The sequence below is a fragment of the Polaribacter sp. AHE13PA genome (genome assembly GCF_019278505.1).
In the GTDB taxonomy this organism is placed as follows: Bacteria; Bacteroidota; Bacteroidia; order Flavobacteriales; family Flavobacteriaceae; genus Polaribacter.
Genome location: NZ_CP058985.1, coordinates 1,546,679 through 1,566,176 on the forward strand (window position 1 = coordinate 1,546,679; position 19,498 = coordinate 1,566,176).

At 29.9% G+C, this 19,498-nt stretch carries 15 protein-coding genes; 5 read left to right on the forward strand and 10 right to left on the reverse strand.

The features are described 5' to 3' along the window. Positions 1-3 precede the first annotated feature (3 nt). Positions 4-795, reverse strand: a complete 792-nt coding sequence (locus H0I28_RS06795; protein WP_218761113.1) for a polysaccharide biosynthesis/export family protein — start codon at positions 793-795, stop codon at positions 4-6. An 86-nt stretch (positions 796-881) separates the two neighbouring features. Between H0I28_RS06795 and H0I28_RS06800 the strand changes: the two genes are divergently transcribed. The 4 genes from H0I28_RS06800 to secA all read left to right on the forward strand — a co-directional run bounded on the left by H0I28_RS06800 (position 882) and on the right by secA (position 6,195). Next, positions 882-1,658, forward strand: coding sequence for an O-methyltransferase (locus H0I28_RS06800; RefSeq protein ID WP_218761115.1), 777 nt, complete (start codon positions 882-884; stop codon positions 1,656-1,658). An 89-nt stretch (positions 1,659-1,747) separates the two neighbouring features. Next, a complete protein-coding gene (locus H0I28_RS06805; protein WP_218730797.1) occupies positions 1,748-2,320 on the forward strand; it encodes a cob(I)yrinic acid a,c-diamide adenosyltransferase in 573 nt (190 codons plus the stop codon). A 169-nt stretch (positions 2,321-2,489) separates the two neighbouring features. Continuing rightward, positions 2,490-2,711: a DUF2795 domain-containing protein gene (locus tag H0I28_RS06810; RefSeq protein WP_065318236.1), complete on the forward strand. Its 222-nt coding sequence runs from the start codon at positions 2,490-2,492 to the stop codon at positions 2,709-2,711. Between the two features lie 142 nt (positions 2,712-2,853). Next, positions 2,854-6,195, forward strand: coding sequence for a preprotein translocase subunit SecA (secA, locus tag H0I28_RS06815; RefSeq protein WP_218761117.1), 3,342 nt, complete (start codon positions 2,854-2,856; stop codon positions 6,193-6,195). An 86-nt stretch (positions 6,196-6,281) separates the two neighbouring features. Here the strand turns inward: secA and H0I28_RS06820 are convergent, their stop codons facing one another. The 8 genes from H0I28_RS06820 to nadC all read right to left on the reverse strand — a co-directional run bounded on the left by H0I28_RS06820 (position 6,282) and on the right by nadC (position 17,896). Beyond that, on the reverse strand, positions 6,282-10,415 hold the full coding sequence (locus tag H0I28_RS06820; protein WP_218761119.1) for a glycosyl hydrolase: 4,134 nt from the start codon (positions 10,413-10,415) through the stop codon (positions 6,282-6,284). 226 nt (positions 10,416-10,641) lie between these two features. Continuing rightward, on the reverse strand, positions 10,642-11,331 hold the full coding sequence (folE, locus tag H0I28_RS06825; RefSeq protein WP_218761121.1) for a GTP cyclohydrolase I FolE: 690 nt from the start codon (positions 11,329-11,331) through the stop codon (positions 10,642-10,644). An 83-nt stretch (positions 11,332-11,414) separates the two neighbouring features. Further along, the gene (hisS, locus tag H0I28_RS06830; protein ID WP_218761123.1) at positions 11,415-12,782 is read right to left on the reverse strand and encodes a histidine--tRNA ligase; all 1,368 of its coding nucleotides are present in this window, start codon (positions 12,780-12,782) and stop codon (positions 11,415-11,417) included. 117 nt (positions 12,783-12,899) lie between these two features. Further along, positions 12,900-13,838 carry a YihY/virulence factor BrkB family protein gene (locus H0I28_RS06835; RefSeq protein ID WP_218761124.1) on the reverse strand — a complete coding sequence of 313 codons (939 nt, stop codon included), beginning with the start codon at positions 13,836-13,838 and terminating at the stop codon, positions 12,900-12,902. Between the two features lie 41 nt (positions 13,839-13,879). Next, entirely contained in the window at positions 13,880-14,452 is a 573-nt protein-coding gene (locus H0I28_RS06840; protein ID WP_218761126.1) for a pentapeptide repeat-containing protein, read from the reverse strand. A 6-nt stretch (positions 14,453-14,458) separates the two neighbouring features. Then, entirely contained in the window at positions 14,459-14,827 is a 369-nt protein-coding gene (locus H0I28_RS06845) for a copper resistance protein NlpE (protein WP_218761128.1), read from the reverse strand. Positions 14,828-14,835: 8 nt separating this feature from the next. Then, on the reverse strand, positions 14,836-16,938 hold the full coding sequence (locus H0I28_RS06850) for a M3 family metallopeptidase (RefSeq protein WP_218761130.1): 2,103 nt from the start codon (positions 16,936-16,938) through the stop codon (positions 14,836-14,838). 100 nt (positions 16,939-17,038) lie between these two features. Further along, a complete protein-coding gene (gene nadC / locus H0I28_RS06855; RefSeq protein WP_218753717.1) occupies positions 17,039-17,896 on the reverse strand; it encodes a carboxylating nicotinate-nucleotide diphosphorylase in 858 nt (285 codons plus the stop codon). A gap of 165 nt (positions 17,897-18,061) precedes the next feature. On the opposite strand from nadC, the gene rlmH reads away from it, so the two are divergent. Further along, positions 18,062-18,535: a 23S rRNA (pseudouridine(1915)-N(3))-methyltransferase RlmH gene (gene rlmH, locus H0I28_RS06860; RefSeq protein ID WP_218753719.1), complete on the forward strand. Its 474-nt coding sequence runs from the start codon at positions 18,062-18,064 to the stop codon at positions 18,533-18,535. An 11-nt stretch (positions 18,536-18,546) separates the two neighbouring features. On the opposite strand, the gene H0I28_RS17555 is transcribed toward rlmH, so the two are convergent. After that, on the reverse strand, positions 18,547-19,266 hold the full coding sequence (locus H0I28_RS17555; protein ID WP_254712849.1) for an AraC family transcriptional regulator: 720 nt from the start codon (positions 19,264-19,266) through the stop codon (positions 18,547-18,549). Positions 19,267-19,498: the final 232 nt, after the last annotated feature.

A 19,498-nucleotide genomic window follows, 5' to 3' on the forward strand; every position in this document is an offset into this window, starting at 1 on the left:
TCCCTATAAATTTCTTGCTAAAATAAAAGTAGTACTTATCAATGTAAATAACGAAACAATTGTTGTGAGTGCTCCAAGACCAGTAGTACCTGTTCCCCATGTTTTTTGTTTCAATGGAATAACATTTATAATATCATTTGGTTTAACATAAAAAACATCAGAATCAAAAGCACTTATTTGTGTTAAATCAATTGTAAATTTTTCTGTTCCCGTAATTGAGTTTCTAATAATTTCAACTTTTTTTCTATTTCCAACAGCAGTAATATCTCCAGAACTAGAAATGGCATCTATAATTGAAAGCTTATTTTGAAATATAACATTAGGCCCAGGACTTCCTATTTCTCCAATAACGGTATATTTAATACCAGCCAATTTTACTGAAACAAAAAGTTCTTCTTGGGTTTTAATGAATTTTTTTAATTCATTTTCTATTTTTTTCCGAACCTCCAGCACTGTATATCCTAAAACATTAATTTCACCTAAAGTTGGCATTCTAATGTTTCCGTAACTATCTATACTGTATCCAGAAAAATAAGATGCTCCTTCACTAAGACCAGCTGCAGCACCTCCTGCATTTCCTGTAGATTGTTTCTTAAAAACAGATACTAAGGTCTCATCATTAGATTTTATATCTATATTTAAGATATCATCAACCTGTAACTTGTAAGGAATGTTATTAATTCTTTTAATTTCTTTTTTTGCAATTGGCTCTCCTTGAAGGTAAATTATATCCTTAGCTGGTATACACGAAAAAAGAAAAGGAATAAATAAGAGCAGTAAAAAATGGTTTCTCATTGTAATTTTAATCATAAATATGCACAAATATACTTTTTAAAAGTGGTTTACTATAATTTTATTTTACTTTCGTTTTTTATATAAAAATGATTTATTTGATAACAAAATATTTAAAATTTCTCGTAAAATCTTCTAATCAACATGGGGTCCACTCCCCTTTTGTGTATGATTTAATAACCAAATGTTTTTATAAAAAAACAGACCCAATATTAGTGAAATTATTTTCTAAAACAAAACAACAATCATTAGACAACAAAAGTTTGATAAAAGTCACAGATTTTGGTGCAGGATCTAAAGTTTTTAAAAATAATGAACGTCAAGTTTCTAAAATTGCAAAAATTGCAGGTTTATCAAACAAAAAAGCTAAATTATTAATTCGTTTAATTCAATATTTTAAACCTGATAATTTATTAGAAATTGGTACTTCTTTAGGTTTAGGTACATCAGCAATTAAAATTGGAAACAATAAAACAAATATTACAACATTAGAAGGTTGCCCAGAAACCAGTAAAGTTGCAGATCATTTATTCTCTAATAACAATTACAAAGACATTCAAATAATTACAGGTGATTTTAAAGAAACGTTACCTTTAGCTATTAAAAACCAAGAATTCGATTGTATATATTTTGATGGGAATCATACAAAAAAAGACACCTTACATTATTTTAATACTTGTTTAGATACGGTTACTAATAATTCAGTATGGATTTTTGATGATATTTATTGGAGTAACGAAATGAAAGAAGCCTGGACAGAAATTAAAAATCACAAAAAAGTAACCGTTACCGTTGATGTTTTTTACTGGGGAATTGTTTTCTTTAGAAAAGAACAAGAAAAAGAACATTTTAAAATAAGAGTCTAATTTTTTAAAAGTGTTAAATCGTGTTAATTTTAAACAGCACTCTTTTTAAACTTTGTAACTTTGATTTAATAAAAACCGCGACTAATATTATGAAAATATATACAAAAACTGGTGACGCTGGTACAACTGCTCTTTTTGGAGGTACTAGAGTAAAAAAATACAATTTACGTATAGAAAGTTATGGTAATGTAGACGAACTAAATTCTTATATTGGATTAATAAAAGATCAAGACATAAGTATACCTATAAAAGATTCTTTATTAAAAATTCAAAATGAATTATTTACTTTGGGTGCTATGTTAGCAACACCGCCTGAAAAAGAAACTTTAAAAAATGGAAAAGAAAGACTTAACATTCCAAAAATTGATAATGCTTCTATTCTGTTTTTAGAAGAAGAAATTGATAAAATGGATTTAGAGCTTCCTCAAATGACTCATTTTATTCTTCCTGGCGGACATCAATCTGTGTCATTTTGTCATATTGCAAGATGCATTTGCAGACGGGCAGAACGCTTAGTTGTAGAACTAAATGATCAAGAAAACATTAATATTGACATACTAAAATACTTAAACCGACTTTCTGACTACCTTTTTACGTTGGCACGAAAGTTGTCCAAAGACTTATCAGTAGCCGAAATCAAATGGATTCCTACAAAAAATTAACACGTTCTTTTTTTATCGATTTAAAGAAGTTTTTCATTTTATTTCATCCTTAAAGCATTAATTTTAAGATATTAACAAATTGAAAGAATAACTTCTCTATATATTTCTTAAAAAAGACTTGTATAATTCAGTAAAAAAATTATTTTTGCACAAAATTAAACATTAAGAAATGTATTGGACATTAGAATTAGCATCTTATTTAGCAGATGCGCCTTGGCCAGCAACCAAAGACGAATTAATAGATTACGCTATTAGAACTGGATCTCCTTTAGAAGTAGTAGAAAACCTACAGGATATAGAAGATGAAGGTGATGCGTATGACTCAATTGTTGAAATTTGGCCAGATTATCCTACCGAAGATGATTATCTTTGGAATGAGGATGAATACTAAACATAATAATTAAATATAAAAAGTCTCTAAAGAGGCTTTTTTTTTGTTTTCTTACAACCTAGGAAACTATTTTTCAGGCTTTTAAAAAACCTGATACGGAACTATAATGCAGTTATTAATTTAACTGAAAATAACATAATAAATGAATATTTTAAATTCAGTAATCAAACTTTTTGTTGGTGATAAACAAGAAAAAGATTTAAAAATTTTACAACCAGTTGTTGAAAATGTAAAAAAATTCGAGATAGAATTTTCTAAACTTTCTAATGATGCTTTAAGGGCAAAAACCATTGAGTTTAAAGAAAGAATAAAAATCGCTACAAAAGAATTTGATACTAAAATTACTGAATTAGAAGAAGAAGCTAAGACAGCAAATATAGATCGTCAAGAAGATATTTATACTGAAATAGATACCCTAAAAGATGATGCATATAAAGTTTCTGAAGAAACTTTACTTAAAATTATGCCAGAAGCTTTTGCTGTTGTAAAAGAAACTGCAAAACGCTTTGTAGAAAATGAACAAGTAGAAGTTACAGCTTCTGCTTTTGATAGAGAATTATCTGCAGAAAGAGATAACGTTACTTTAGAAGGTGATAAAGCTTTTTGGGCAAACTCTTGGGATGCATCGGGTAAAGCTGTTACTTGGGACATGGTTCATTATGATGTTCAATTAATTGGTGGATCCGTTTTACACCAAGGTAAAGTTGCTGAAATGATGACTGGTGAGGGAAAAACATTAGTTTCTACCCTACCTGTTTATTTAAATGCATTAACTGGTAACGGAGTTCATTTAGTAACCGTAAATGATTATTTAGCAAAACGTGATAAAGCGTGGATGGGACCCATTTTTGAGTTTCATGGTTTTACAACAGATTGTATCGATTATCATCAACCAAATTCTGATGCACGTAGAAAAGCCTACAACGCTGACATTACTTACGGTACAAATAACGAATTTGGTTTCGATTATTTACGTGATAATATGGCTAGCTCTAAAGACGATTTAGTACAAAGAGCTCCTAACTACGCTATTATTGATGAAGTAGATTCTGTTTTAATTGATGATGCTAGAACTCCTTTAATTATTTCTGGACCAGTACCTCAAGGAGACAGACATGAATTTAACGAATTAAAACCTTTAGTTTCTGAAATAGTTACTAAACAAAAAAATCATTTGGTAAGTGTTTTTGCTGAAGCCAAAAAAATAATTGCAGACGGCAATGATAAAGATGGTGGATTCTTATTATTAAGAGTTTACAGAGGATTACCTAAAAACAAAGCATTAATTAAGTTTTTATCTCAAGAGGGAAATAAACAAATCTTGCAGAAAACAGAAAACTACTACATGCAAGATAACAACAAGTTAATGCCACAAGTAGATGAAGACTTATGGTTTGTTGTTGAAGAAAAAAATAATCAAATTGATTTAACAGACAAAGGAATTGCAGATTTATCAGAAAAAACTGCAAATGAAAACTTCTTTGTGTTACCAGACATCGGAGTTAAAATTGGTGAAATAGATAATTCTGAAAGTAGTAAAGAAGAAAAAACTGCTCAAAAAGAAGAGTTATACAAAGACTTTAGCATAAAAAGTGAGCGTATTCATACAATGAATCAACTATTAAAAGCATACACTGTTTTTGAAAAAGATGTTGAGTATGTTGTTATGGACAATAAAGTAATGATTGTTGATGAACAGACAGGTCGTATCATGGACGGTCGTCGTTATTCAGACGGATTACACCAAGCAATTGAAGCAAAAGAAAATGTAAAAATTGAAGATGCTACTCAAACTTTTGCTACCGTAACTTTACAGAACTACTTTAGAATGTACAGAAAACTGTCTGGTATGACAGGTACAGCAATTACAGAAGCTGGTGAGTTATGGGAAATATATAAATTAGATGTTGTAGAAATCCCTACAAACAGACCTATCCAAAGGGATGATAAAGAAGATTTAATCTACAAAACTGCACGTGAGAAATACAATGCAGTAATTGAAGATATTGTAAAATTAGTAGAACAAAATAGACCTGTTTTAGTTGGTACAACTTCTGTAGAGATTTCAGAGTTATTAGGTAGAATGTTACAAATGCGTAAGATTCCTCATAATATTTTAAATGCAAAATTACACAAAAGAGAAGCAGATGTTGTTGCCCAAGCTGGTAAACCTGGTATTGTAACCATTGCAACAAACATGGCTGGTCGTGGTACCGATATTAAATTATCTAAAGAAGTAAAAGATGCAGGTGGTTTAGCTATTATTGGTACAGAACGTCATGATTCTAGACGTGTAGATAGACAATTACGTGGACGTGCAGGAAGACAAGGTGATGTTGGGTCTACTCAATTTTACGTTGCTTTAGATGACAATTTAATGCGTCTTTTTGGTTCTGATAGAATTGCCAAAATGATGGATAGAATGGGCTTAAAAGAAGGTGAAGTAATTCAGCATTCTATGATTACCAAATCTATTGAAAGAGCACAAAAGAAAGTAGAAGAAAACAACTTTGGTATTCGTAAGCGTTTATTAGAATATGATGATATTATGAACGCTCAACGTGAGTTTGTTTATAAAAGAAGACGTCATGCATTAGATGGTAAACATTTACAAGTAGATATTGCAAACATGATTTATGACACTTGCGAATCTATTACAAATACAAATAAAGCTGCTAAGAATTTTCATAATTTTGAATTTGAATTGATTAAATTTTCATCAATGACTTCTCCTTTTACAGAAGAAGAATTTGATAAACTTTCACAAAAAGAAATCACAGACAAATTATATGATCTTGTTACTGAACATTACAAAAACAAAATTGAAAGAAATGCCGTTTTAGCGTTTCCTGTAATTAAAGATGTTTTTGAAAATGAAGGTGATCGTTATGAGAGAATTGTAGTTCCTTTTACAGACGGAACTAAATCTTTACAAGTTGTAACCAACTTAAAAGATGCTTATGAAAGTGATGGAAAAAGTTTAATTACAGATTTCGAGAAAAATATTACGTTAGCAATTATAGATGAGAACTGGAAAGATCATTTACGTAAAATGGACGATTTAAAACAATCTGTTCAGAATGCATCTTATGAGCAAAAAGATCCTTTATTAATCTATAAGTTTGAGGCTTTTGAATTGTTTAAAACTACCGTTGATGAAATAAATAGAGAGGTTTTATCTTTCTTATTTAAAGGAGAGCTTCCTAGTCAAGATGCAAATCAAATTTCAGAAGCGCGTCAACAAAAAAGAGAAAGTTTAAATACATCTAAAGCAGATGTTCAAAACTCTACAGAGCAAGCTATAGAAAGCTCTCGTCAAAAACAATCTGAACCTGTTGAAACCATAGTTCGTGAACAACCTAAAGTTGGAAGAAATGAGCGTGTTACTATTAAAAATGTAATGAGCGGAGAAGAAAAAGCGGTTAAGTTTAAGCAAGCGATTCCTTTATTAGAAAAAGGAGAATGGGTATTGGTAAATAAATAAAAAGAACCTTTTAGAACAGGTCCTTTAATAAATAAAAATCCGTTTAGAAATTCTAAACGGATTTTTTTATTCCTAATAATTATTAGTTATTGTTTCATAAACTTTTTAGTTATTGATGTTTTATCTGAATAAATTTTAATTAAATACAATCCTTTAGATAAATCTTCTAATTGAATACTGTTAAAATTATTTGTCTCTTTTTTAACCAAACTTCCTAAAATTGAATAAATTTCAATTTTTGAAATATTAACAGATTTTGATACAATAAACAATTTATTCTTAACAGGATTTGGATACACAATGATTTCATTATCTAAAGAAACGTCAACTACACTCAAAGAAGCACAACTATCACCAACTTTATAATTGATATATTTTGTTACAGCTAAACCTCCTTCAAAAGCAAATTTACATCCATAAGAAACAGTTTCTCCGGGAGTTAAACCTCCTATCGTTTTTGTGAATTTTAAACCAGAAACATTTTCCATTTGCGTTTCACCAAAAGGTGTTTGATTCCATAAATAAGCTACAACTCCTACTCTATCTGTATCTAATAATTCAAATGTTACTTTTACACTTGTCCCTATCGTTTCAAATGTTACATTATAGCCTGTAGAAAATGAACCTTGTTGTGCTTCATTTGATGTTTCTGTACATTCTTTTACTTCGTTAATAGTAATATTTATACTTTGAGAAGTAGTTTGTGCAGCTTCATTATCTATCGCAATTGCTTTTAATTCATGCGTACCAACTGCAGCATTTGTCCAATTAAAAGAAAAAGGTGCCATTGTATCTTCACCAATTTTTGAATTACCATCGTAAAACTCAACTTTTGTAATTGTTCCATCTAAATCAGAAGCTGAAGTTGTTATATTTATTGCTGTACCAACAGAAAAAGAACTATTTTTTGATGGTGAAGTAATAGAAATGGTTGGACTTGCATTCGCATTATCTTGAACAACAACTAACACAAAACTACTTGCAGAATATGTGCCATCATTAACTGTTAACTTACATTTATAAACACCTTTTTCTAAGTTTGATATTGATGGAGATTCTAAAGTATTATCATTAAAATTAATTATTGATGGTCCATAAATTTGTTCCCATAAATAAGTTAATGTTTCATTTTCTGGATCATTACTTAAAGAACCATCTAAAGTTGCACTAGTTTCTGGTGTAATAACTATTACATTTTCTCCTGCATTTGCAACTGGTGGCATATAATCTAAAGGAGCAGCGTATGTAAAATCCATTTTCCCTAAATTAAATTCGCCATTTGTAAAAACAGCTCTTAAAATGTGTTCTCCTTTTGTAAACTCTATATCACTTACTGTTTTAGTTTGCCAACTAGACCAATCACCTGTATAAGACAAATTAATATCTGAGCTTATTTTTTTACCATCAATTTCTAAATAAAAAGGGCCTCCACCATTTGAATTACCAGAAGCAAAACGTACATCTAAACTGTATTTACCAGACGTTTGTATATCAATAGAATACTCTAACCATTCGCCTGCAGAAATCCAACCAACTATATTTCCTTCGGTATTATCTACTGCAGCATCTACATATTCATCAGTTCTAAAATCACCCTCGTTGTTTTGAGAAACATCAACATAAGAAATATTTTGCCCAACTCCACCTTCAAATTTATCATAATTCCCTGATTCGATAATTCCAGGAATTGTAAAAGCATTATCTAAAAAAGGTACTTGTTCACCAACCTGAATTTGTACAATATTAGTGACATTAAAATTAGTACTTTCATACACTTTTGCAGACATACCATGTACACCAAGTGTTAAATTTTCTGCTTTAAAAATATACGGAGCCTCTGTTTTTGTTCCTATTAAAGTCGTTTCGTCATAAAATTCAACTTTTGTAACATCACTTCCAGTAGTTGTAACTAATAAATTTACACTTCCATTTACATAAGCTTGATTAAAATCTGAACTGATAACACCAGAAATAGAAACATCTTTATTAGTAACCATTTTATGAGCAGGAACTGCTAATTTAAATCCATCAGAAAAAGAAACAATTTTTTCTGCACTGGTATAATTATGAGCAACATACGTAGTTGTTCCATTTTGTTTAAAAGCCATTGCAATTGGGTAGTCTGCAGTAATTGTTGCATCTACAACTCCCATAGCATTTAAACTATGTAACCAATGGTATGTTTGCGCATCAGAAATACCAAACTTTAAATTTCTATCGGGATACGCATTGTATAGATTTACAGCTTCTTGTGGGTTTATCATTGATAAATATTTCCAATAGGTATCGTGCCATAAATTGGCATTATCTTCTTGATTTAAAACACCGGTATTTTGAGAAATTTCATCCCATAATTTTTGAGCGTATTGCTGATTATGCCCTAAATAAAAAGACCCTGCATGAATTGGATACATTTCTATTCCATAAGAAGCAGCAATATCTGCAGTCCAAAAAGTACCATTATCATAAGAGTTTCCCCAAATTCTAGACACTAAACTATATTGTTGCGAATTAGAAAAATTACGTTCATAAACATCAAACCAATACTCTTCGATAGCTGTTTGTTCTGTGGTATAGATATAAATTCCTAAATCTCTAATTTCTTTGTTGTTAGATATCGTTCCCCAATGAATTAAAGAGGATGCAAACTGCATACTTTCTGATGTGGATTCTTGATCATTTCCTTGTGGAAAAGAAGCAAATCCATTTGCCCAACTATGACCCGCATACGGACTAAAATTTCTTAAAAAAGGAAACGTATCATCATCTCTATCTGATGAAGCTGCATCTCTAACTAAAAGATTTATCATATCTCCCCATTGATGCATCCAACCAGGTTCAAATTGCTCCATAAAAGCTGCTGCATGAATAAAATATCCCCAATGAAAATGATGATCATTTATGTTCGAATCTTGTCCATGACCTGCAGGATATCCTAATAAAGTAGACCAATTTGTATCGTAATAAAAAAGAAAGGCTTTTTCTCCAGGTTCAAAAGACAACCAATCCTCTAAACGTTCTTTTACAGTTGCAATCATTTTATCTCTTGCTGCAACATTACCTGTTTGATCTGCAATTCTTGCGGTTTGAATTAAACGATTCATAACTTGTCCTTCGTTGTAAGAATCTGTCCAAGTTGCTAAACCATCGTTTTCAATTTGAGCAATTTTACTATCTAAAGCAGCAGGACTAAAACCTTCGCTATAATTTGCTAAATAAGGTAACGTTGGTAAAATACCTTTAAAAGTATTTTCTACAGAAAAAGTATTTCCTTTTAACATTTTTAAAGCGCCTCTAATTGAGCTATAAGTAGCTTCACTTGGAGTTGCAGAAATTGATGATAAATTATTCCATTGATGAGGCAATAACCCTAATAACATATCTGTTTCAGTCCCTTCTTTTACAACAGTATTAACCGTAAACGTTGTTGTTACTTTAGATGACGTTTCATTATAAGTCCAAGAAGTTTCTGTATTTGTTGGAAAAACATAGGCATATTTTTTAAATTCTTGCGCTGCTGTAGTTACATTTGATGTTGTTTGAGGCAACATTACCATAGACCAATAGTCTTTTCCATTTAATGTCGATGTAAATACATTACCTGATTTTACCCAAGTACTTCCAACAGGTGCATAAAAAACAAAATCTGCACCACTTGTAGCATTTTCTACTATTAATAATTCGTTTAAAATTGTTGATGTACCAGAATTTACTTTAATTTCTACAATATCATCCGCATCTTTTTCAAAGTATAAAAAAGGCATCCCAATTCCTGCTGTCGTTTTTAATTCGTGATTACCGTCTTTCCAATTCATGGTTACAGTCCAATCAGAATAATCAGAAACGGTTGTTTTTGTGGTTGATAAACCAGATAGTTTTACTTCAATCGGGGCAGAATCTCCAATAACACCAGATGGAATATACGTTACAATTAAACCATTATTAGTGGTTTTTAAGGTCATAGGATAATTAAATAAATTATCTGCATGATCCTCTTTTATTAATTTAGACCACCAATCATTTGTTGGCACTGGTTTGCCTAAAGCATTACCAGTTAATTGAGGAGAACCAGAAGGATATCCATTTCTACCAGCAACATCTGTTCCTGGAAAAGTTTTAGTATAACTACCATTACCTGCTATAATGGTTTGTGCATAATTAGAAAATGAAAATGTAATGCATACTAAAAAAAGTAGTTTAGTCAATTGTGTTTTATACATAAGAATTATTTTTCATGAAATATAAAAATTAACTCATTTTTAACACCTTAAAACACTAATACATAAACCCTACAAGATAAATAGATTATTACATTTATGATAAAAAAACCAATACAAAAACCATACAAAGTATATTTTACATAAAACTTTTCATAAAAAAATCCGTTTAGAATTTCTAAACGGATTTTTTTAATAGTATATATTTTGTGGCTTAAAAAAACAAAATTTACTCGAATTTTGTATTCATTTTAAGATACTCTAAAAATTCTCTTTTCGTTTCTTTTTCTTTAAATTTACCTCCAAACTCTGCAGTAACAGTAGAGCTTTCAATATCCTTAATACCTCTAGAATTAACACATAAGTGCTTTGCATCAATAACACAAGCAACATCCTCTACACCTAAAGCTTCTTGCATAGCTTGCACAACTTGCATTGTTAAACGCTCTTGCACTTGAGGTCTCTTAGAAAAATACTCTACAATTCTATTCATTTTAGAAAGTCCAATTACTTTCCCATCAGAAATGTAAGCAACATGTGCTCTACCAATAATTGGCAATAAATGATGTTCGCAAGTAGAATATACAACGATATTGCGCTCTACCAACATTTCACCATAATTGTAATTATTGTCAAACGTAGATGCTTTAGGCATATTTTTAGGATCTAACCCCATAAAAAGTTCATTAACAAAAGATTTAGCAACTCTTTTAGGAGTTCCTTGTAAACTATCGTCTGTTAAGTCCAAACCTAAAGTGGTTAAAATATCTTTAACACTCTGTTGAATTCTTTCAATTTTTTCTTCATCAGTTATATCAAAAGCATCTGCTCTTAATGGAGTTTTGGCTGATGTACCAACGTGATTCTCTCCTATTTCTTCAATTCTTTCGTCATTCATTTTGCTGCTCAATTCAAACATTTCATTCTTATTATAGTGCAAATTTACGTGTTTGCAACGTATTATTTTAGTTTACGAATCAATAAAAATTATAAAACTATAATTTATGCTTTTAGTAAGGATAGTATTTCTGATAAATCACCATCTGTTTGCTCTCCTGAATTCATATTCTTTAAAGTAAAAACATCATTTACTACATTAGAAACTACAAATTCTATTTCTCTAGAACTAACGTATTTCCATTGTCGTTTTTGTGCCTTATTACTTTCTGCTAAATCAGGATAAAATTCACTTTTTATATTATTTTCTCTTAAAACCTTAATGGCTTTCATTTTTAGAACATCCGTATCAGACTCAAAATTTAAGAAAATAACCTTAGGTTTTGGTAAGTCTACAGCTTTAAACAAACCTAACTCTTCTAATACTAAATAGATTCTGTCTAATCCAAAAGAAATACCAACTCCAGAAACATCTTTTAAACCAAAGATTCCTGTTAAATCGTCATATCTTCCACCACCACCAATAGAACCCATTTTTACACCTTTTGGCGCAGAAACTTCAAAAATTGCACCGGTGTAATAATTTAATCCTCTTGCTAAAGTAACATCTACTTCTAAAGTTGCTGTTTCTAAACCTAATTCTTCCACAGAATTAATTACAAAACGCAACTCTTCTACTCCATTTGTTCCTTCTTCAGAAGTTGACAACATAGCTTCTAACGAAGCTAGTTTATCTAAATTAGACCCAGAAAAATCGAACAAAGGTTGTACTTTTTCTATGGCATCTTCTGTAATGCCTTTAGACAACATTTCTTTAACAACACCATCTTTACCAATTTTATCTAACTTATCTAAAGCTACTGTAAAATCGATTAATTTATCTTGTGCACCAATAACTTCTGCGATTCCAGAAAGTATTTTTCTATTATTAATTTTAATATTCGTACCTGCTAAACCAAGTTTACTAAAAACGGTATCATATAATTGTACAAATTCTACTTCTTGCCATAAAGATTTACTACCAACAACATCTGCATCACACTGAAAAAACTCTCTAAAACGTCCTTTCTGCGGTCTGTCTGCTCTCCAAACAGGTTGTACTTGATACCTTTTAAAGGGAAACGTAATATCATTTTGATGTTGTACAACGTAACGCGCAAAGGGCACTGTTAAATCGTAACGTAATGCTTTTTCTGAAATTTGACTAGTAACTTTTAAGCTGTTTTTTTCTGATAAAAGACCTTCATCGGCTTTCTTTAAAAAGTCTCCAGAGTTTAAAATCTTAAAAATCAAACGATCTCCTTCTTCACCATATTTCCCCATTAAGGTTGATGAATTTTCAAAACTTGGCGTTTCTATAGGTTGAAATCCGAATGTTTCAAAAGCAGTTTTTATCGTATTCATTATATACGTTCTGTTAGCTACTTCTGTTGGCGAAAAATCTCTAGTTCCTTTTGGAATACTTGGTTTCATATAAATCAGTTATCAATGTTCATTTATCATTTTTTAATAAACCAGATTAGATTACTGATAATTGTTAAATGATAATTGCTTTTAGCGAGCGCAAATATCGTGAAAAACTTAGAAATGTTATAAAATAGAATCAATTTTATTTCTGAACCTTAAAGCATAAATAGCAGCGTTTAACTCAAAGCCTAACAATAAGATAATTGCATTTAGCCACACAAATAACATCAAGATTAAAAGAGTACCAATAGAACCGTATAATTGATTGTATTGTGCAAATTTTACCACATAAATTCCGAATAAATAAAACGTACACAAAGATACAACTGTGGTTAAAAGTGCTCCTGCAGAAAAGAATTTTGTTTGTTTTCCTTGTTTTGTTCCGTATCTAAAAAGCAACGAAACTATCGTGAAAATCATCACTAAAAAAATGAGACTTCTTCCATAATAAAACAGATCTAAATCGGATGTATCTAACCAACCTGTTTCATCAATTTTAGACAATGCAAATTGATATAAAATTAGTGAAGTTATTACTATAATTAAAAAGAATGACATTAATAAAGAAACACCTAAAGAAACAAAATAGGCTCTAAAAACATTTCTTACATCAGTTATATGATATGAATGTTCAAAACCACCAAAGATAGCATTCACACCATTTGTCATTAAAAAGATAGACAGTAAAAAACCAAAAGAAAGCAAACCTCCATATTGATTATTAATAATATCCTTTAACACAACATCTACAGCTTCGAAAGTTTGTGGTGGTAAAACTTCTTTAATAAATGAAAATAACCCTTCTTGAAAACCTTCTATTGGAATGTATGGAATTAACGTTAAGATAAACAGTAAAAAAGGAAAAACAGCCATAAAGAAACTGAATGCAATTCCTCCTGCTCTAGTTGTTAAAGCACCTTTTACAATACCAATGATGTACATTTCTATTACATCGTACAAAGACATTCCTTCTAAACCAGGAACTTTTATTCTTTTTCCAAATAGTACCAAGAAATTTACAACTGGTATTTTTTCTAGTTTTTCTTCTATCTCCCTACTCATTAGCCCTTTTGCTTTACATAAATCTCCCCAAAGGGAAAAACTTACTCAATATTAATTTTATATTCTGATAAAAGCCCAATAATATTTTCTTTACTAAACTTCCCTCCTTTTAAGCGATTCTTTTCCGGACTGATATTAAAGTTAAAAGCGGTTCTAAAGTCTGACTTTTTTAAATTAGTTTCACCAAAAATTGCGCCATTAAAATCACAATTATCAAAAATGGAATTGGTTAAAACTGCTTCTGTAAAATCTACTTCTTGTAAGTTACAATTACTGAATTTTGTATTCGGAATTTTTAATTGATAAAAAGACGAAAAACTTAATTGACAATCTTTAAAACTAAACTGTAATAAAAACGCATCGCATTCATTAAATTTCACTCCCATCATTTTACAATTGATAAAAGCAACCTCTCTAAAAGCAGTATTATTTAAAATTGCATTGCTAAAATTACAATCTATAAATTCGCATTCTACAAACTGAATATTGGACACATGTACATTCTCAAAATTACAATTGGTAAATATACAATTGTCATACTCACCTTTGTTTATTTTAGTTTTCCTGTAATCTATTTTAGTAAATTCTTCGCTATCAAAATAAGTATCTGTCATCTAAACTTACTCTTGTTTTGTTAATTTATAGTTTAATTCACTTTTAATTTTATTACCATCAATATCTAGCATTTCAATATAATTGTCTCCAATTTCATATTTAAAAGGACTCGTTTCCAACTCTAAAATAACTTTTCCGTTTTCAACGGAATAATTTCCTGTTTTCGTATAAACATTATCATCACCTCTACCTTTATACACGCTCTCTAACACAAAGGTTTTATCAGAATTTAAGGTCATTTTATTATCGATTCCCGTGCAACTTGCACATGGAAATTCGCCAATATAAACACCAGAAACATCTTGTGCTGTGTTATTTTTACATGCTGAAAATAGAATACAAACTACCGCTATAACTTTTATAATATGTTTCATTTTATTAATTATTTTAAACCTCTTGCTTCTAACATTGGTGCTGCTTTAGGATCTCTCCCTGCAAATGTTTTATACATTTCTGCATAATCCATTGTGTTTCCTTTAGATAAAACTTGCTCACGGAATTTTTGTCCGTTTTCACGAGTTAACAAGCCATTGTCTTTAAACCAATCATACGCATCATGACTCAACATTTCTGTCCATAAATAAGAATAATAACCAGCAGCGTAACCACCACTAAAAATGTGTGCAAAATAAGTAGAACGGTATCTTGGAGGAATTTCATCCAAATTTAATTTCATATTTTTTAAGGCTTCTGCTTCAAAATTAGCTACATCTTCAATGGTCTCATTTGGTGAAATTGTATGCCATTTCATGTCTAAACTAGAAGAACATAAATTCTCTATCATAGAATATCCTTGGTTAAAAGTACCCGCATCTTTAATTTTTTGCAGCAATTCAACAGAAATCACTTCTCCTGTTTTATAATGTATCGAGTAATTATTTAAAATTTCTGGATGTGTTGACCAATTTTCATTAAACTGAGAAGGAAATTCTACAAAATCTCTTGCGGTACTTGTACCAGAAATAGATGCATATTTTTGATTTCCGAAGAAACCGTGTAATGCATGACCAAACTCATGAAACATGGTTTCTACTTCATCAAAACTGATTAATGCCGGTTCTCCTTCTGCTGGTTTTAACGAATTACAAACATTATAAATTACAGGTTTTTGATTGCGTAATTTAGATTGTTTTACAAAATTACTCATCCACGCACCACCACGTTTGCTATCTCTTGCAAAATAATCTCCAAAGAATAATCCTAATTTAGAACCGTCCTCTTCAAACAACTCATACACCACAACATCTGGGTGATAAGTAGGAATATCTGTACGTTTTTTAAATGTAATTCCGTATAATTTTGTTGCCGCATAAAAAACTCCTTTTTCTAAAACGTTTGTCATTTCAAAATAAGGTTTTACATCATCTTCGTTTAAGTTATATTTAGATTTACGTACTTTTTCTGCATAATAATTCCAATCGTAAGCAGCTAATTTAAAGTCTTCTCCTTCTTTATTAATTTCTGCTTGAATCTCTTTTATTTCTGATGCTGCTTTATCTAAAGAACCCGGAATTAAGTTTTTGAACATGTTAAAAACCTTGTCTGGAGTTGCCGCCATGGTTCCTTGTAAACTCCAACTAGCATAGTTATCAAAACCTAATATTTGTGCTTTTTCCGATCTTAACTTTGTCATTTTTAAAACAAGATCACTTGTATCATACTCACCAGCATCTGCTCTATGAATCGATTTTTCGAATAATTCTTTTCTTACTTCTCTATTTTCTAACGTTTGTAAAGAAGCTTGTTGCGTTGTATTTACTAACTGAATTTCATAGGCACCATCTTTTTCTAAAGACTTTATTTTTTCATCAGAAAAACCTTTTAAACCTTCTTTATTAGTAACTGTAATTCCGCCTTTTTTACTTGCATCTAATAATTTTTTTCCAAAATCGTTAGACAAACTCGCTATTTCTGAATTGATTTCTTTTAATTTCTCTTTTTTTTCTTCGGATAAATTTGCGCCTGCTTTAGAAAAATTCTTAAAATATTCTCCAACCAAATGTTTAGATTCAGCATCTAAATTAGCTTCAGAAAGATTTTCATAAACCGATTTTACTTTTGCAAACAATTGTGTATTTAGTAAAATATCATCGTTGTGTTTAGAAAACTTTGGCGCTAATTCTTTTTGATTTTCTTTAATAGTATCATTGGTATGCGCGCCTGCCAATCCATAAAAAACAGCAGTTACATCATCTAACTTTTTACTACTTTCTTCTAAAGCTAAAATGGTATTTTCAAAATTTGGAGCCTCAGTATTCTGAGTAATTTTTTCAATTGCCTCATTTTGCAATTTCATACCTTCTAAAATAGCCGGTAAAAAATGTTTTGCTTTAATTTTAGTAAAATCTGGTGTACCATATTCTAACGTACTTTTCACTAATAAAGGATTTTTAGAAATATCCATTGTGTTTTCTTTTTTAGCTTCTTTAGTGTTGCAAGAAATCACCAACATTAAAGATGCAGCTATTGTTATATATTTTTTCATTTTTTTTTATTTTAGTTACAAAGTTAAAAGCAGTAACAGAGTTACAAAGTCAGACTTTGTATACTGCAACTTTGTATTTTTTTCAAACTTTTTAACATTCTTAAAAAGCTTTTAAACTTAAATCTAAATTATAAACCGAATGTGTTAATGCACCAGAAGATATAAAATCTACACCACATTCTGCGTATTTTCTAATCGTTTCCTCGTTAATTCCGCCTGAAGATTCTGTTAAGCAAGTATCACCAATTAGTGCAACTGCTTTTTTAGTATCTTCATAATTAAAGTTATCTATTAAAATTCTGTAAACACCGTCGTTAGATAAAATTTCTTTAATTTCTTCTAAACTTCTCGCTTCCACAATAATTTTAATATCGATATTCTTTTCTGCTAAATATTTCTTTGTTTTGGTAATTGCAGCTGTAATCCCACCAGCGAAATCGATGTGATTGTCTTTAATCATTACCATATCATACAATGCAAAACGATGGTTTTCTCCTCCTCCAATTTTTACAGCCCATTTTTCAATAGCTCTAATTCCTGGTGTTGTTTTTCTAGTATCTAATACTTTGGTTTTTGTTCCTTTTAATAAATTTGCAAAAAAGGCTGTTTTTGTTGCAATTGCAGACATTCTTTGCATAGCATTTAAGACCAAACGTTCTGCCATTAAAATAGATTGAGATTTACCTGAAACATGAAAAACAATATCTCCATATTTTACATCATCACCATCATTTATAAATGTTTCTATTTCTAAATCTTTATCAACGTAAGAAAAAACTTGTTTTGCAAACTCTACTCCGGCTATAATTCCGTCTTCTTTTACCAACAATTTTGCCTTTCCTTCTGCATCGGCAGGAATACAAGAAAGTGAAGTATGGTCTCCATCTCCAATATCTTCTCTAATAGCATTTTTTATAATTAAATCTAACTCGTTCTGAAATTGTTCTTTTGATATCATAATTATTGAATTCTGATGTAAAAATAACAATGATTTTCAACTTTTGGTCTGTTCTGTCCAATTTATGTTTTAAAACTTATAAATTTGTACCGACAATAATTGTCTCCTCGAGCGCAGTCGAGAGGTTTTTATAAGGTCTCGACTGCGCTCGACCTGACAAGAGTTATGAAAATTAAATTACTAGCCATTGGTAAAACTGACAATAAAAATTTGATTCAGTTAATTGATGAATATCAAAATAGATTAAAGCACTATATAAAGTTTGAATTAGAGATTATTCCCGACATTAAAAACGTAAAGAATTTAAGCGAAATTCAGCAAAAAGAAAAAGAAGGTGAATTGATTTTATCTAAACTGCAGAACACAGATAATTTAGTTTTGTTAGATGATAAAGGCAAACACTTTACCTCTATTGAGTTTTCTAAATATTTACAGAAAAAAATGAATGCTGGTATAAAACAATTAGTTTTAGTAATTGGTGGACCTTATGGTTTTTCTGATGCGGTTTATAAAAAGTCTGTCGGAAAAATATCTTTATCTAAAATGACATTCTCACACCAAATGATTCGATTATTTATTGTTGAACAATTGTACAGAGGTTTTACAATTCTTAAAAATGAGCCTTACCATCATGAATAAAAAATATTTTTCTATTTCTTACTTCTACTGTAATCTTGAGGTGAATGTGATGTAATACTTTTAAAGGCAATAAAAAAAGGATTATATGATGCAAATCCCGTTTTATAGGCTAAAGACTCAAAGGTTTCTGTGTTTAAAAAACCACCTTCAATAAGTTTAAGAGCATCTTGTATTCTACTATTTTTTCTATATTCTGTAAAAGAAATTTTAGAATGATATTTAAACAAATAAACAATATGACTTGTAGGTACCCCTAAAGTTTCTGCAATATCACTCTGTGAAACTTTTTGACCTCTAAAAATAAATTGTTCTGCACTTAATTTATCAACTTCTTGAATATAACTTACAATATTGGTTCTTATATTTTCTTGTAATCTATAATCTTGACTATCTTCTTTTATAGAGACTTCTATTACCCAATTATTACCTACAATGTCACTTACTGAAGCTAATTGCTCTTCCTCTTCAGGTGATACCTCATTAAATTTTAATAAAGTTTTATTAAGAATAGGAAGTCCGTATAAAATTTCTGGAGAGATTAAAATTTTAAAGAAAACGGATAACCAAAAAACCATTGAAAAAACAGCCATTGTTTTCCCCGAAACCTTAATACCTGATTTAAACTCTAAATACAAGGAAATAAAAACCATTAAACTACAAAGTATGTTAATTACAAAAAAATAAATGGTCCAATTTTTAACCAAATTAAAATGATCTTTATTTAAAAGCATGTTTTTTCTGAACCAAACTTTATTCTTTAACAATCTAAATATTAAAACGATATAAAACAGCACAAAAATTGATATCAAATAAAAATTAGTCATTGTACCAAAATAAAATATAAAGCTATTTTGTAAAACTTCGACTGTATTGATTAGATATAGAAATATTATAAAAAAAAGATGTTTAAAATCTTTAGGGTTATATGCTTTTTTCTGATCTACTAAATGCTTATAATATAAA

Excerpts from the sequence above, each read along its gene's own strand:
- hisS (WP_218761123.1), bottom strand. The coding sequence starts at position 12,782 with ATGAAACCAAGTATTCCAAAAGGAACTAGAGATTTTTCGCCAACAGAA.
- rlmH (WP_218753719.1), top strand. The coding sequence starts at position 18,062 with ATGAAAATTAAATTACTAGCCATTGGTAAAACTGACAATAAAAATTTG.
- H0I28_RS06840 (WP_218761126.1), bottom strand. The coding sequence starts at position 14,452 with ATGACAGATACTTATTTTGATAGCGAAGAATTTACTAAAATAGATTAC.
- secA (WP_218761117.1), top strand. The coding sequence starts at position 2,854 with ATGAATATTTTAAATTCAGTAATCAAACTTTTTGTTGGTGATAAACAA.
- folE (WP_218761121.1), bottom strand. The coding sequence starts at position 11,331 with ATGTTTGAATTGAGCAGCAAAATGAATGACGAAAGAATTGAAGAAATA.
- H0I28_RS06795 (WP_218761113.1), bottom strand. The coding sequence starts at position 795 with ATGAGAAACCATTTTTTACTGCTCTTATTTATTCCTTTTCTTTTTTCG.
- H0I28_RS06835 (WP_218761124.1), bottom strand. The coding sequence starts at position 13,838 with ATGAGTAGGGAGATAGAAGAAAAACTAGAAAAAATACCAGTTGTAAAT.
- H0I28_RS06850 (WP_218761130.1), bottom strand. The coding sequence starts at position 16,938 with ATGAAAAAATATATAACAATAGCTGCATCTTTAATGTTGGTGATTTCT.
- H0I28_RS17555 (WP_254712849.1), bottom strand. The coding sequence starts at position 19,266 with ATGCTTTTAAATAAAGATCATTTTAATTTGGTTAAAAATTGGACCATT.
- H0I28_RS06805 (WP_218730797.1), top strand. The coding sequence starts at position 1,748 with ATGAAAATATATACAAAAACTGGTGACGCTGGTACAACTGCTCTTTTT.
- H0I28_RS06820 (WP_218761119.1), bottom strand. The coding sequence starts at position 10,415 with ATGTATAAAACACAATTGACTAAACTACTTTTTTTAGTATGCATTACA.
- H0I28_RS06800 (WP_218761115.1), top strand. The coding sequence starts at position 882 with ATGATTTATTTGATAACAAAATATTTAAAATTTCTCGTAAAATCTTCT.
- H0I28_RS06810 (WP_065318236.1), top strand. The coding sequence starts at position 2,490 with ATGTATTGGACATTAGAATTAGCATCTTATTTAGCAGATGCGCCTTGG.
- nadC (WP_218753717.1), bottom strand. The coding sequence starts at position 17,896 with ATGATATCAAAAGAACAATTTCAGAACGAGTTAGATTTAATTATAAAA.
- H0I28_RS06845 (WP_218761128.1), bottom strand. The coding sequence starts at position 14,827 with ATGAAACATATTATAAAAGTTATAGCGGTAGTTTGTATTCTATTTTCA.